This window comes from Ruegeria sp. AM5 (genome assembly GCF_056540645.1).
The window spans coordinates 1,113,045-1,126,732 of record NZ_JBQFXC010000001.1; the positions used below are offsets into that span (position 1 = coordinate 1,113,045).

Annotated in this window: 16 protein-coding genes; 13 read left to right on the plus strand and 3 right to left on the minus strand. The window is 57.7% G+C overall.

Annotated elements, in window-relative coordinates:
- The first annotated feature begins 55 nt into the window (after positions 1–55).
- From ACR0AH_RS05615 to ACR0AH_RS05630, 4 genes are all read left to right on the plus strand, one after another.
- Entirely contained in the window at positions 56–832 is a 777-nt protein-coding gene (locus ACR0AH_RS05615) for an isocitrate lyase/PEP mutase family protein (RefSeq protein WP_170393586.1), read from the plus strand.
- Positions 833–903: 71 nt separating this feature from the next.
- The gene (locus ACR0AH_RS05620; protein WP_480590790.1) at positions 904–1,197 is read left to right on the plus strand and encodes a DUF1330 domain-containing protein; all 294 of its coding nucleotides are present in this window, start codon (positions 904–906) and stop codon (positions 1,195–1,197) included.
- A 41-nt stretch (positions 1,198–1,238) separates the two neighbouring features.
- Positions 1,239–1,688 carry a tellurite resistance TerB family protein gene (locus ACR0AH_RS05625; RefSeq protein WP_170393590.1) on the plus strand — a complete coding sequence of 150 codons (450 nt, stop codon included), beginning with the start codon at positions 1,239–1,241 and terminating at the stop codon, positions 1,686–1,688.
- Between the two features lie 21 nt (positions 1,689–1,709).
- Complete coding sequence (locus ACR0AH_RS05630) at positions 1,710–2,147, plus strand: tellurite resistance TerB family protein (protein WP_170393592.1); 438 nt, start codon at positions 1,710–1,712, stop codon at positions 2,145–2,147.
- 31 nt (positions 2,148–2,178) lie between these two features.
- Here the strand turns inward: ACR0AH_RS05630 and ACR0AH_RS05635 are convergent, their stop codons facing one another.
- Positions 2,179–2,757 carry a disulfide bond formation protein B gene (locus ACR0AH_RS05635; protein ID WP_170393594.1) on the minus strand — a complete coding sequence of 193 codons (579 nt, stop codon included), beginning with the start codon at positions 2,755–2,757 and terminating at the stop codon, positions 2,179–2,181.
- A gap of 9 nt (positions 2,758–2,766) precedes the next feature.
- Entirely contained in the window at positions 2,767–2,922 is a 156-nt protein-coding gene (locus tag ACR0AH_RS05640; protein WP_223118239.1) for a DUF5993 family protein, read from the minus strand.
- 366 nt (positions 2,923–3,288) lie between these two features.
- Between ACR0AH_RS05640 and ACR0AH_RS05645 the strand changes: the two genes are divergently transcribed.
- The 4 genes from ACR0AH_RS05645 to ACR0AH_RS05660 all read left to right on the plus strand — a co-directional run bounded on the left by ACR0AH_RS05645 (position 3,289) and on the right by ACR0AH_RS05660 (position 6,619).
- Positions 3,289–4,065, plus strand: a complete 777-nt coding sequence (locus ACR0AH_RS05645; protein WP_170393596.1) for an ABC transporter ATP-binding protein — start codon at positions 3,289–3,291, stop codon at positions 4,063–4,065.
- Positions 4,066–4,098: 33 nt separating this feature from the next.
- A complete protein-coding gene (locus ACR0AH_RS05650) occupies positions 4,099–4,848 on the plus strand; it encodes a transporter substrate-binding domain-containing protein (protein WP_170393598.1) in 750 nt (249 codons plus the stop codon).
- Between the two features lie 80 nt (positions 4,849–4,928).
- Positions 4,929–5,816, plus strand: a complete 888-nt coding sequence (locus ACR0AH_RS05655) for an ABC transporter permease (RefSeq protein ID WP_170393600.1) — start codon at positions 4,929–4,931, stop codon at positions 5,814–5,816.
- Positions 5,813–6,619, plus strand: a complete 807-nt coding sequence (locus ACR0AH_RS05660; protein WP_170393602.1) for an ABC transporter permease — start codon at positions 5,813–5,815, stop codon at positions 6,617–6,619. The genes ACR0AH_RS05655 and ACR0AH_RS05660 overlap by 4 nt, the downstream gene beginning before the upstream one ends.
- Here the strand turns inward: ACR0AH_RS05660 and ACR0AH_RS05665 are convergent.
- Complete coding sequence (locus ACR0AH_RS05665; RefSeq protein WP_480590792.1) at positions 6,616–7,425, minus strand: M90 family metallopeptidase; 810 nt, start codon at positions 7,423–7,425, stop codon at positions 6,616–6,618. The genes ACR0AH_RS05660 and ACR0AH_RS05665 overlap by 4 nt on opposite strands.
- Before the next feature lie 211 nt (positions 7,426–7,636).
- Here ACR0AH_RS05665 and ACR0AH_RS05670 point away from each other — a divergent pair, with 211 nt between their 5' ends.
- From ACR0AH_RS05670 to ACR0AH_RS05690, 5 genes are all read left to right on the plus strand, one after another.
- Entirely contained in the window at positions 7,637–8,956 is a 1,320-nt protein-coding gene (locus tag ACR0AH_RS05670; RefSeq protein WP_480590794.1) for a glutamine synthetase family protein, read from the plus strand.
- Positions 8,957–9,014: 58 nt separating this feature from the next.
- A complete protein-coding gene (locus ACR0AH_RS05675) occupies positions 9,015–9,695 on the plus strand; it encodes a type 1 glutamine amidotransferase (protein WP_480590796.1) in 681 nt (226 codons plus the stop codon).
- Positions 9,695–11,053, plus strand: coding sequence for a glutamine synthetase family protein (locus ACR0AH_RS05680; protein ID WP_170731847.1), 1,359 nt, complete (start codon positions 9,695–9,697; stop codon positions 11,051–11,053). The genes ACR0AH_RS05675 and ACR0AH_RS05680 overlap by 1 nt, the downstream gene beginning before the upstream one ends.
- 12 nt (positions 11,054–11,065) lie before the next feature.
- The gene (locus tag ACR0AH_RS05685; protein ID WP_480590799.1) at positions 11,066–12,370 is read left to right on the plus strand and encodes an NAD(P)/FAD-dependent oxidoreductase; all 1,305 of its coding nucleotides are present in this window, start codon (positions 11,066–11,068) and stop codon (positions 12,368–12,370) included.
- Positions 12,371–12,482: 112 nt separating this feature from the next.
- Positions 12,483–13,682, plus strand: coding sequence for a DegT/DnrJ/EryC1/StrS family aminotransferase (locus tag ACR0AH_RS05690; RefSeq protein ID WP_480590801.1), 1,200 nt, complete (start codon positions 12,483–12,485; stop codon positions 13,680–13,682).
- Positions 13,683–13,688: the final 6 nt, after the last annotated feature.

Below are 13,688 nucleotides of genomic sequence, written 5' to 3' on the forward strand. Positions count from 1 at the left end.
CGCGCCGGCGGTTTGCACGGTTAACTGCCGCCATAGCAGCGACAGGAGACCGGCCATGACCGATCAGATTACCCAAGCAGAAACATTTGCCGCCCTGCACAAGAAGGGTGATCCGGTCATCCTCTATAACATTTGGGACCCCGGCAGCGCCGTCGCTGTACGCGATGCAGGGGCCAAAGCGCTGGCGACTGGCAGTGCTCCGGTCGCGATGGCGCAGGGGTTTTCGGACGGCCAGAACATCCCGTTTGAGTTGGCGTTAGACAACGCTCGCCGCATTGTCGAGGCGGTTGATATACCGGTCACCATGGACCTCGAAGGCGCTTATGCCGAGGATACTTTTGGCATATCGGCCAATGTCAAACGCGCGCTGGAAACCGGAGTAATCGGCTTTAACTTCGAAGATCAGGTCGTTGGAACTAAAGATCTTTATGACATTGAAACACAGGCAGCGCGTGTCGCTGCGATGCGCGAAAGCTGTGACGTGGCCGGTGTTCCCGCCTTCATCAACGCCCGCACTGACATCTTCCTCAAAGCCGCTCCGGACACGCATGATCAAGCGATGCTGGATGACGCCATGGCCCGCGCGGCAGCCTACGCCGATGCCGGAGCCAGCGGGTTCTTCGCGCCGGGCCTGAAAGACGAATCCATGATCGGCCAGCTTTGCGCGGCCACCGACTTGCCGGTCAACATCATCGCCCTGCCCGGCACGCCTGACACGCCGACGCTGGCGAAACTCGGCGTGGCCCGGATCAGCTATGGCCCGGTTCCCTATCGGCAAATGACCGCTTGGTTACAGGATTCAGCACGCGCCGCGCTGCAATCCGGTGGATGATCCACTTTTAGGGGATTGCATTTCAACCTGTTCCTCCGCACCTTGCATCCGATACCAGCGGAGGACACCTTGTGGCCAAAGGATACTGGGTTGCCCATGTCGATGTAGACGACATTGAAACCTACAAATCTTACATTGCTGCCAATGCGGCCCCATTCGCCGATTGCGGGACCAAGTTTCTTGTACGCGGCGGCGAGAGGAGCGAGCCCGAAGGCAAGGCTCGCGCCCGCACAGTTGTCATCGAATTTCCCAGCTATGAACAGGCGCTGGCCTGCTATGAAAGCGATGCCTATCAAGCCGCCAAGGCCTTGCGCGATCCGGTTTCGACCGGCGATCTTGTGATTATTCAGGGCTATGAGGGCTAGCACCGCTTGGCGCGCCTCGAATTACGGAATATCCTGCCGATATGTTGAAAAAATTCTTCCAGGCCTTTCGGCCGCCGCAACATGACAAACTGCCCGATCCTGATGCCGAACTGGCCCTGGGGGCATTGCTGGTGCGTGTCGCGCAGGCCGACCGCGACTACAAGCTGGAAGAGATCAGCCTGATCGACCGCATTCTTGCGCGACTTTACCAGCACAATGCGATCGAGGCCGCCAAGGTCCGCGCCACCTGCGAAAAATTGCACGCAGCTGCTCCGGAAACAGATACATTCGGCAAACTGATCCGCGAAACCACCGATCTTCAGGAACGCTTGGCCGCGCTTGACGCCCTGTGGGAGGTCGTGCTGGCCGATGGCAACTCGGACGAGGGCGAGGTCAAGATCGTCGAAGAAGCCCGCATTGCCATGGGCCTCAGCTTCAACGACAGCAAAGCGGCACGCGAGCGGATACAAAGCCGCTTGGAAGCGACCTAGGCTGTCTCTATATAAACGCTTATGTTCAGTGATTTCCTGTCCCGGCTCACGCAGCCGCAGCCCGACCCGCTTGTCGAAGATGATGCCCGTCTGGCCCTCACCGCCCTGTTGGTGCGTATCGCTCGGTCCGACAACGACTATGCCGATACCGAAATGGCCCGAATCGACCGCATCTCGGCCGAACGCTACGGCCTGTCGCCATTTGAGGCCGCAGCCCTGCGCGCCCGCGCCGAAGACCTTGAAGCCGAGGCGCCCGACACCGTCCGCTTTACTCGCGCCATCAAAGAGGCCATCGCCTATGACGACCGCCTGGCCGTTGTGCAGGCCATGTGGTCGGTCGCACTGGCGGATGGGCACCGCAGCGGTGAAGAGGATTCTCTGCTACGCCTTGTCGTCAGCCTGCTCGGCGTGAGCGATGTGGATTCGGCGCTTGCAAGACAAAAGGCGGCGAAGGTCTGATCAACCGGCAAGCCTTTGGGCGTTGTCAGCGCTATGAATCGCTGCCTTCAAGCTCATTCAGAAACTTGTAGTCTGTCGGCGGATCGTCACAGATGCCGGGCCCACACTCCAAAAGCGCCGAACCAGCGTTCGCGACGGCCAATGCCAAAATCAGGAAAAACGCTGTTTTGGCCAATGTACTTCCTCCGAAGCGTTCGGTTGCCCGAACGTCCGACGCAAGATCATACTGCTTCTCGAATACCAGCATGATTGCGGTGCCAAGGATGATCAAACCAAAGGCAACTCCCGCCCAGGTATAGAAGTGTAGGCCCAGAACCGGGGAGCCGTAGTGCCCTGTTCCGGGCACGATATGCAGCAGAATCTGCCGGATCGAAACACTGATCCCAAAGATCGCCGCCACCAGCACGATGCCATAGTTTCTGGCGCGCGTACCCCACAACAGGTTCAGAGCAAGCCCGAACCCAACGGCCACGAATCCCACGCGTTGGAGCAAACATAACGGACAGGGCAGTTCGTAAAGGACAAGCTGAAAGTAGAAGGCAAGCACCAGAACCAGGCAAACCGCCAGTGCACCAATCGCATTCATGTTACGAGCAAATTCAGGTGACATTGGACGACCTCACAGTTGAATCGTTAAGGGGGTCGTGGCGTGAAACTTCAGCCAGTAGGCACTCGCCAAAAGCGTCAGCACGAACAATGCGTATGAAATTCTGACCAGCTTAAAGTATGCCAGCACCATCGTGCCGGCGAACAATGCAAATAATAGCGCGATCACAAGAAGCCCCTTACGTGAATTGAATTCGTATATTTCAATCTTTAACTCAAAACGAATTATTCCCAAATTCAAACAGTTTTGGTGATTGGATCAAGCCAGTTCAATAAATTCGGTTTCGCTGAGGATCACCTCGGTTGATCCGGAATCCTGTGACCTGAATCTCTGGACCGCAATCAAGAGATTGATCTGGCTGACCTGTCGATAATGGTGCATCGAGTCACAGAATGCGCCCAACAAACTGACAGTTTAGACAGCGCGACCGCCCGATTTGGCAATTTCGCTGCGTGAACTTGTCAATTGCGCATTGCATTAGCCCGATTTTTCAGCCCTATTACCGCACCAACACCAATCATATCTGGACTGCCCGTGACAGACGCCGCTCCCGTCATTGAGATCAAGAACCTGCACAAAAGCTTTGGCCAACTCGAGGTGCTCAAGGGCGTGGACATCACCGCACATCGCGGCGACGTCGTGTCGCTGATCGGATCATCCGGCTCGGGGAAGTCTACCCTGCTTCGCTGCTGCAATCTGTTGGAAGACAGCCAAGAGGGCGAGATTCTGTTCAAAGGCGAGCCCGTCCGTTGGACTGGCAGCCACAATCATCGCCGTCCCGCCGATCCCAAGCAGGTGCTGCGCATCCGCACAAATCTGTCGATGGTGTTCCAGCAGTTCAATCTGTGGGCCCATATGACCATCCTGCAGAATGTGATGGAGGCTCCGGTCACTGTCATGGGCCGCGACAAGGCCGAGGTCGAAGACAGCGCGCGCAAATATCTGGAGAAGGTCGGCATTGGCGACAAATGCGACGTCTATCCGGCGCAACTATCGGGCGGACAGCAACAACGCGCCGCAATCGCACGTGGGCTGTGCATGGAACCTCAGGCGCTGCTGTTTGACGAACCGACCTCAGCGCTCGATCCCGAACTGGAACAGGAAGTGATCAAAGTGATCAAGGATCTGGCCGCAGAAGGCCGCACCATGATCATCGTGACCCATGACATGAAGATGGCTGCGGATATCTCCAGCCACGTTGTGTTCCTGCATCAGGGCCTGATCGAAGAAGAGGGTTCAGCCGAAGACATTTTCACTGCCCCTGAATCCGAACGGCTTCAGGGCTTTCTCTCCGCCACTCAGGCGGCTTAACCAACGGACAGAACCAATAAAGGGGAGTAACTCATGAAAAACCTGATTCTGACCACCGCAGCGCTGGCGTTGACCGCCGGTATCGCAATGGCCGAAACCGTGCGCATGGGCACCGAAGGCGCCTACCCTCCGTACAACTTCATCAATGATGCTGGTGAGATCGACGGCTTCGAGCGTGAAGTCGGTGACGAGCTGTGCAAGCGCGCTGGTCTGGAATGCGAATGGGTCAAGAACGACTGGGATTCGATCATTCCGAACCTGGTCTCGGGCAACTACGATACCATCATCGCCGGCATGTCGATCACTGACGAACGCGATGAGGTCATCGACTTTACCCAGAACTACTACCCGCCGACAGCCTCAGCTTACGTAGCTGCTTCAGATGGCGCTGACACGAAAGGTGGCATCGTCGCTGCACAGACCGCAACCATTCAGGCCGGTCACGTTGCTGAATCCGGCGCGACTCTGGTCGAATTCGCCACCCCCGAAGAAACCATCGCCGCCGTGCGCAACGGCGAAGCGGATGCGGTGCTGGCGGACTATGACTTCTTGGTCCCGATTGTTGAGGAATCCGGTGGCGAGCTGGTCTTTGTCGGCGATCTTGTCCCGCTGGGCGGTGGCATCGGCATGGGCCTGCGCGAGAGCGACGCAGAACTGCGCGGCAAGTTCGATGACGCTATTTCGTCCATGAAGGCGGACGGCACGCTCAACGAGATGCTGGTCAAATGGTTTGGCGAAGGTATCGCTACATACAACACAGACGGCTCGGTCGTAACCAACTAAGCCCTCCGTCCAATTGTCCGGCGCGTGCGCGCGCCGGACCTGCCGGACCTGAGACCGGCCAGACGTTCGAAAGACGCCTTATGTTCTCCTACTGCGCTGATCCTGACACGCTGGGCACGTTCCGCTGGTTCTCGTGCTATCTGACCAATGGCGTCCACTGGTCGTTCTACTTGTCGTTCTTCAAGGTGCTGGGTCTGCTGGCCGTCACCGCCCCGGTCGCCCTGAGCTTCGGTTTTGCCGGCGCTATGGCAGCGCGATCGCATTTCCCGCCGCTTAGCTGGCTGGGTAAGGCCTATATCGCCATCGTGCGTGGCGTGCCTGATATCGCTTTCTTTCTGTTCTTCGTGATCGCTCTGGATCAGGGCTTTGAATGGCTGCGCCATAAAGTGCTCTGCCCCGAATGGACCGATCCGGTGCGGCAGGGCAACGACTTCATCGTCTGTCAGGCCGCCAAGCTGCCGCTGGGCACTGCACCCGAATGGGTGCATGAAACCTACGGCTTCTTCCTTGCCGTCGTCACATTCTCTATCGTGTTCGGCGCGTTTGCCGCCAACGTCCTGTTCGGCGGCATGCGCGCTGTACCACACGCCCAGCTTGAGACGGCCGCAGCCTACGGCATGACACGCCGCCAGACCTTTTGGCGTATCCTGGTGCCGCAAATGTGGGTCTACGCCCTACCCGGCCTATCGAACCTGTGGATGGTGCTGATCAAGGCCACGCCACTGCTGTTTCTGCTGGGCATCGAAGATATCGTCTATTGGGCGCGCGAGTTGGGCGGCACAAAAACATCCCGCTTTACCGATTACCCTCATGGCGACTGGCGCATGTGGTACTTCCTCGCCCTGCTGATCTTCTACCTCGGCATGACCCGCGTCTCGGAAATCGGGCTTGAGAAACTGATGCGCCGCCTGTCCCATGGTCAGGCCACATCGGGCGGAGAGCTTCTGCGCAAGGAGACCACCGCATGAGCTGCATCCAGACCATTCAGGACTACGGCCTCCGTTCGCTGGGCTTTGGCGAGCGCCTGCTGCCCAAAACCGATTTCACCCTGTGCGAGCACTTCACGCTGATCGGCTCGGGCATGATCTGGAATATCTATTTCGGGATCATGGCGATGGTCACGGGGTTCTTCCTCGCCACCGCGTTGGCCGTCGGCAAAGCCTCGTCGAATAAATGGCTGCGTAAACCGTCCGAGTGGTTCATCTTTTTGTTCCGCGGCTCGCCGCTGTTCATCCAGTTCTTCTTCGCCTATTTCTTCTTCCTTTCGCTGAAGAAGCCCTATCCGATGTTCGACGCCTTCACCTCGGCCTGGCTGGGGGCGCTGATCGTGCTGTTCCTGAATACTTCCGCCTATTCGGGCGAGATCTTCTATGGCGCCCTTCGTTCAATCCCCAAGGGCGATATCGAAGCCGCCGACGCCTATGGCATGTCCGGTTGGTCGCGCTTCCGACGTATCGTTTGGCCCACAATGCTGCGGCTGGCGTGGCCCGCCTATACGAACGAAGCGATCTTTGTCTTCCAGTCCACCACACTGGTCTTCTTCTCGGCCTTCCCGGCCTGGCAACAACGGGGCGACGCGCTCTATTACGCCAGCTACTTCGCGGACAAGACTTTCAACCCGTTCATCCCCTACCCGATTCTGGCGTTCTATTTCATCCTGCTGACGCTGGTCATCGTTTGGGGCTTCGGAAGGGTCAACAAACGCCTGAACCGCCACCTACCTGCCGAGCGGAAAGCCAAGATGCGCTTCCGACTAAATCTGGCGCGCTAAGCCCACTCCACCGGGTTCAGCCGGAACAGTTTCGAAAGCTGCTCATAGACCTCGGGCACCTCGTGCTTCAGCGCCTTCGGGCGCTCAAAGAACACTTCAACCGAAACGGCAAAGAACTCTTCATGCCCGGTCGCGCCATACGGATCGATGACTGTCCGCCGCCCGCTTTCAACCGCATCGATATGCGCGTCATAGGCGCTCAGGAACACCTTTTCCCATTCCGCGAATGTCTGCCCTTCACTCAGGATCGGTACGCCATTTGTACCCCCGGACAGATCATCGATCTGATGCGCAAATTCATGCAGCACTACGTTCTGCCCGTCGCGATCATCCAGAGCGCCCTGCTGGCTGTGTGCCCATGATAAAATGACCGGTCCGCGATCCCAGCTTTCCCCGGTCCGCACGATCTCTTTCTCGGACACGACATAGCCCGAGCGCCGCTGCTGCTTTGACTTGAACGCATTGGGATAGATCAGAATGGTCGTCAGATTGTCATACCAAATGTCGCTATTGATCACGAGCAAACAGGCCTGCGCCGCAATCGACAGCTCCATCTCCTCAGTCACTTCCAACCCGTCGCAGCCGTAGAAGCTCACTTGATCCAGAAACAGGTTCACCTTGCCATCCAAGTGGCTGCGCAGCCCGGCGGGCAGCCGCCGGATGATGGGAACTTGCTGATCAATGATGTCCCGTTGATCCGAGGTCAGACGCGTCGCCAACAGCGCCGCGCGGGCCTGTCTCTTGGACCAGACGTAATAGCCGACCCCGCCTGCGATCAGTAACACTATGGTAAGAAAGATGAACATATATGAGACTATAGGCATCGCTACGCCCGGCACAATCGGGCACCTGAATGTTGTACAACTCGGAAGACAGCGGTCTCGACCACTGTACAAGTCGGTTGATTTTCAACATCGCGCCCCACCGCAAGCGACGCCTGTTCGTAATTTGATCAAATTTCGTGACAAGACGCTAATCCTGATTTAAACCTCTCGTGACTAGACCACGGAGCCCCCAATGGACCTGAGCGCCCTGCATACATTCCGCGTCGCCGCCTGTGACCTCAACGGTCAGATGCGTGGCAAACGCGTGCCGCCCTCATACGGTGCCAAGTTGGACAAAGGCGCCGTACGCATGCCGTTCTCTGCGCTCAATGTCGATCTCTGGGGCGCTGATATCGAAGGCAGCCCGCTTGTCTTCGAAAGCGGTGATGCAGATGGTGTGTTGCGCCCCACCGGGCGTGGTCCGATTCCCATGCCCTGGCTGGATACACCCACCGCGCTGGTGCCCATGTGCCTCTACCACGATGACGGCACGCCTTTTGCAGGCGATCCGAGACACGCGCTTTCTACGGTTCTGGATCGATTCTCCGAACGGGGCTGGTCGGTCATCGCCGCTACCGAACTCGAGTTCACTCTGCTTGACGCCTCAGGCGACCAACCGCAGCCTCCGATCAACCCAGTCACGCGCCGCAGGCTGCGGGACGAAGCCGTTCTGTCGATGGCCGAAATGGACGCGTTTGATGCGTTCTTCACCGATCTCTACGATGGTTGCGCCGCTATGGGTATTCCCGCTCAGACTGCAATATCTGAAAGCGGGATCGGTCAGTTCGAGATCAATCTGAACCATCAGGACGCCATGCGCTGCGCCGATGATACGTGGCTTTTCAAGACTTTGGCGCGTGGCGTGGCCCGCAAGCATGGCTTCACAGCAACCTTCATGTCCAAGCCCTATGCCGAGGATGCGGGCAACGGGATGCATGTGCATTTCTCGGTCGTCGATGTCGATGGACGCAATGTCTTCGATGACGGAGGGGCCGAGGGAACCGATGAACTGCGCTCGGCGGTTGCTGGATGTCTGACTGCGATGCCCGGCTCTACGCTGATCTTCGCGCCGCATGGCAATTCTTACACGCGCCTCGTGCCTGGTGCCCACGCACCCACCGGAGCAAGCTGGGCCTATGAAAACCGCACAGCGGCCCTGCGCATTCCGGGTGGTGCACCTGCCGCCCGACGGATCGAACATCGCGTTGCCGGCGGTGACATCAACCCCTATCTCATGCTGGCCGCAGTTCTGGGCGCGGCAATGGTTGGGATCGAGGATGGCCTGCGACCGCCCAGCCCGATTTCGGGCAATGCCTATGAGTTGACCGATCTGCCGCAGCTGGCAGCCGACTGGCCGTCGGCCATCTCTGCTTTCGAAACTGACCCGGTAGTTGCGCGCATTTTCCCGGACGATCTGATCCGCAACCTGGTGATGACCAAACGGCAGGAAATTGCACGATTCGCGTCCCACCCCCCTGACGAGCACTGGCTCAGCTATCTTGAGAGCGTTTGAACCTCTTGCCCAGCTCGCTTCGCTCCGTTAGAATAAATTTGATCAAATTTGGTGAACTATGAAAATCGGCATCCTTGTAACCGGCCACCCACCCGATGAATTGCATGAGCAATTCGGGGAATATGATGGCATGTTTCGCGCATTACTGGGTGGGAACGGCTTTGAATTCCAAACATACGCAGTGGTCGATGGTGAGTTTCCGGAAGACGCGCATCAGGCCGACGGGTGGATTATCACCGGATCTCGTCATGGCGCATACGAAGATCACGCTTGGATTCCCCCGCTTGAACAGCTGATCCGGGATATTCAGAAGACAGGGAACCCTTTGATTGGTGTTTGCTTTGGCCATCAGATCATCGCACAAGCGCTTGGTGGAAGAGTGGAAAAGTTTGATGGTGGCTGGGCCGTAGGACGCACGGAATACAGCTTTGGCGATCAGACTGTCACCCTGAATGCTTGGCATCAGGATCAAGTGACCAAACTGCCCGCAGGTGCGGTGGTCACCGGTACGAATGACTTTTGCCAAAACGCCATGGTCACCTATGGCGATACGATCTGGACCGTGCAGGCCCATCCTGAATATGGAAATGACTTCATACAGGGCTTGATGGAGACCCGAGGCAAAGGCGTGGTTCCCGATGCGTTGATGCAGGCGGCAGCGAACCGGAAAGATGCCCCGGATGATAATGCCAAAATCGGACACCACATGGCAGAGTTCCTAAAGAAAGCGAGGGCCTGATGGCCGACTGGACAGATCAGCTGCCTGAGGCGGCGCGCACCTACTTTGAAGGCAAACGGCTGGATGAGGTTGAATGCATCATCTCTGACCTGCCCGGCATCGCCCGCGGCAAGGCGGTCCCGGCGTCAAAGTTTGCCAAGCAATCCTATTTTCACCTACCCGACAGCATTTTCTACCAGACCATCACAGGGGATTGGGGCGAAGCTGCAGGTGAGGACGGTTTCATCGAGCGGGACATGATCCTGAAACCCGATTTCTCAACTGCGTCGGCCGCTCCTTGGACGGGCGACTGGACCTTGCAGGTGATTCACGACGCGTTCGACCGAGATGGCGAGCCGATCCCTTTCAGCCCCCGCAATGTGCTCAAACGCGTTGTGAAGATGTATCACGACAAAGGTTGGAAGCCGGTTGTCGCCCCCGAGATGGAATTTTTTCTTGTCGCGCCGAATGTAGATCCCGCGCAAGGGATCAAGCCGATGATGGGCCGCTCGGGCCGACCTGCGGCGGCGCGGCAAGCTTACTCGATGACAGCGGTCGATGAATTCGGGCCGGTGATCGACGACATCTACGACTTTGCCGAATTTCAGGGGTTTGAGATCGACGGGATCACGCAAGAAGGCGGTGCCGGACAACTAGAGATCAACCTCCGTCATGGCGATCCGGTGAAGCTGGCGGACGAGGTATTTTACTTCAAACGTCTGATCCGCGAAGCCGCGTTGCGTCACAACTGCTTTGCAACATTCATGGCGAAACCGATCGAAGATGAACCGGGCTCGGCCATGCACATCCATCACTCGATTATCGACATGGAAACGGGTCAGAATATCTTCTCGGGCCCTCAGGGCGGAGAAACGGACGCCTTCTACAACTTCATCGCCGGCTTGCAGAACCACCTGCCTGCAGGGCTGGCGGTGATGGCACCGTATGTGAATTCTTATCGCCGCTACGTCAAAGACCATGCGGCCCCGATAAATCTGGAGTGGGCACGCGACAATCGCACAACTGGCATTCGCGTACCTCTGTCCGGCCCCGAGGCGCGCCGGGTCGAAAACCGCATCGCAGGCATGGACTGCAACCCTTATCTTGGTATCGCATTGTCGTTGGCCTGTGGCTATTTGGGCCTGACTCAGCAAGAACGCCCACGCCGCCAATTCTATGGCGACGCCTATGAAGGCGACGGCGATATCCCTCAGATCATGGGTGAAGCTCTGGATCTGTTTGATGAAGCCACTGCCCTGCACGAAGTTCTGGGTCCCGAGTTCGCCCGTGTCTACGGCATCGTCAAACGTGCTGAGTACGAAGAGTTCCTGCAGGTCATTTCCCCGTGGGAACGCGAGCATCTGCTGATGAACGTCTAGGGCAAAGACGCGATGAACCTGCTGTATTCTAATGACCGCAAGGCGGAGTACCCGCCGAGCTGGTATGCCGCGACGGCGCACGCCTTTGACCGCCACCCGGCGCTTGAAGGCGACCATACCGCAGACGTCTGCATTGTCGGAGGCGGTTACACGGGCCTTTCGGCAGCATTGCACCTGGCTGAGGCTGGGTTCGATGTTGTCCTGCTGGAAGCTCATCGCGCGGGCTTTGGGGCTTCGGGTCGCAACGGAGGCCAACTGGGCAGCGCGCAGCGTTTGGATCAAGAGGATCTTGAACGGCTTGTCGGCGATGAAGATGCGTTAAAGCTTTGGGATCTGGCCGAAGAAGCCAAGGATCTGGTAAAATCTCTGATCTCAAAACATCAGATCGATTGCGACCTGAAGCCCGGCATTGCGGTTCTGGGCTTTAACAACTCGGAGCGCGCAGAGCTACATGATCACGCGGCGCATCTGTCGGGTAAATACAAATACGACCAAATCGAAACTTTAGATGCCGATGCCGCGCGCGGGCTTTGCCCCTCACCAGCCTATGCGGGTGGGTATCTGGACAATGGTGCCGCGCACCTACACCCGTTGAACTACGCCCTCGGCCTTGCGCGTGCCGCCGTCAGAACCGGATCAAGACTGCATGAAGACACCGAAGTTCTTGGCATCGATCAGGGCGCTCGTGTCACTGTACGCACTGAAAAGGGCAAGATCACTGCCGATCACGTTATTCTGGCCTGCAACGGATACCTCGGAGATCTGAACCGGCAAGTTGCATCGCACGTGATGCCCATCAACAATTTCATCGCGGCAACCGAACCTTTGGGCGCTGAAGTGCAAAAAGTTTTGGCCAAAGATATCGCCGTTGCTGACACCAAGTTCGTGATAAACTATTTCCGGCTAAGCGCCGATGGCAGGCTGCTGTTTGGGGGTGGCGAAAGTTATGGTTATCGTTTCCCCGAGGACATCGCCGCAAAAGTCCGTAAGCCGATGACCGAGATTTTTCCGCATCTGCGTGACGTCAAAATCGACTACGCATGGGGCGGAACGCTGGGCATCACCATGCGGCGCATGCCCTATTTGACCCGGGTTGCGCCAAATATCCTGTCCGCCTCGGGTTATTCTGGCCACGGCGTCGGCACCGCGACCCATGCGGGGCAACTCATGGCGTTGGCGATCCAGGGGCAGGCTGAGGGGTTCGATACCATGGCCCGCGTTCCTGCAGTGCCCTTCCCGGGTGGTCCTGCTTTGCGGACGCCGTTGCTGATACTGGCCATGACTTGGTATGCGCTGCGTGACAGGCTGGGTATCTGAACACATTCTTTACGACGAATTGGTGAAATCTCGCTGACGATGCGAATTGGGACTTGGCTTGCCTGCACATCGAATTTATATTTCCCAAAGATAAAATTCGGGAAATCCAAATATGACGCTTGTACCCAACGTTCATGAAGCCGAACCCATCCCCGCAGCCGCCCGAGACGCAATCGACGCCCTGATGAAGTCAGGCGATCTGTTTCGCTATACCGCACCTCAGGATGCGCCCGTTGCTCTTCTGGAGGCAGAGTTTGCCGAACTGCTCGGCACAAAATACGCGCTGGCGGTTTCTTCCTGTTCTGCCGCGCTGTTTTTGTCGCTCAAGGCGCTTGGGTTGCCCCGCGATGCGCGGGTTCTGATCCCCGGATTTACCTTTGCCGCCGTGCCGTCATCGATTGTTCACGCGGATTGCATTCCGGTTCTGTGCGAAGTCGGGGACAATTATCGCGTCGATATGGCCGATTTCACGGCCAAGCTGGACAGCGTGCAGGCAGTGATCATCAGCCATATGCGCGGCCATACCTCGGACATGGACGCGATTATGGAGCTGTGTGAAGCTCGCGACATCCCGGTGATCGAAGACGCCGCCCACTCATTGGGCACAACCTGGCATGGGCGCAATATTGGCACCATCGGTAAGGTCGGCTGCTTCTCGTTCCAGTCCTATAAAATGATCAACGCAGGCGAAGGTGGCATTCTGGTCAGCGACGATGCGGATCTTGTGGCGCGCGCTGTTATCATGTCGGGCGCATACGAACACAACTGGAAAAAGCACTCTGGCTCACCAGAGCTGGAACAGGCCTTTGCCAAATGGCAGAACCAGTTGCCACTGTTTAACCTGCGCATGAGCAACCTCAGCGCCGCAGTCATTCGCCCACAAATCCCCGAACTAGCCCGCCGTGTCCGCGACGGGCTGGCAAACCATGACTATGTGGCTGATCGTCTGAACACATCGCCCTACATCGATGTCCCTGCCCCCCTGACACCCGAGCAGCGCGCACCGGATTCGATCCAATTCAATCTGGTTGACCTCAGCGACGATGAAATCCGCGCCTTTGCCGCCGCAGCCGAGGCACGCGGTGTCAAGGTGCAGGTCTTTGGCCTGAGTCAGGATAACGCTCGTGCCTTCTGGAACTGGCAGTTCCTACCCGAACAGTTCGACCTGCCACAGACCCGTGCGATGCTGATGAAGGCCTGCGATGTACGTCTGCCCGTGCGTTTGACGCGCGATGAACTGGACGTAATCTCGGACATCCTGCTGGCTTCTGTTGGCGAGGTTGTCGGCCCGGTGCCAGTCTACGGGACCTGATCGTCA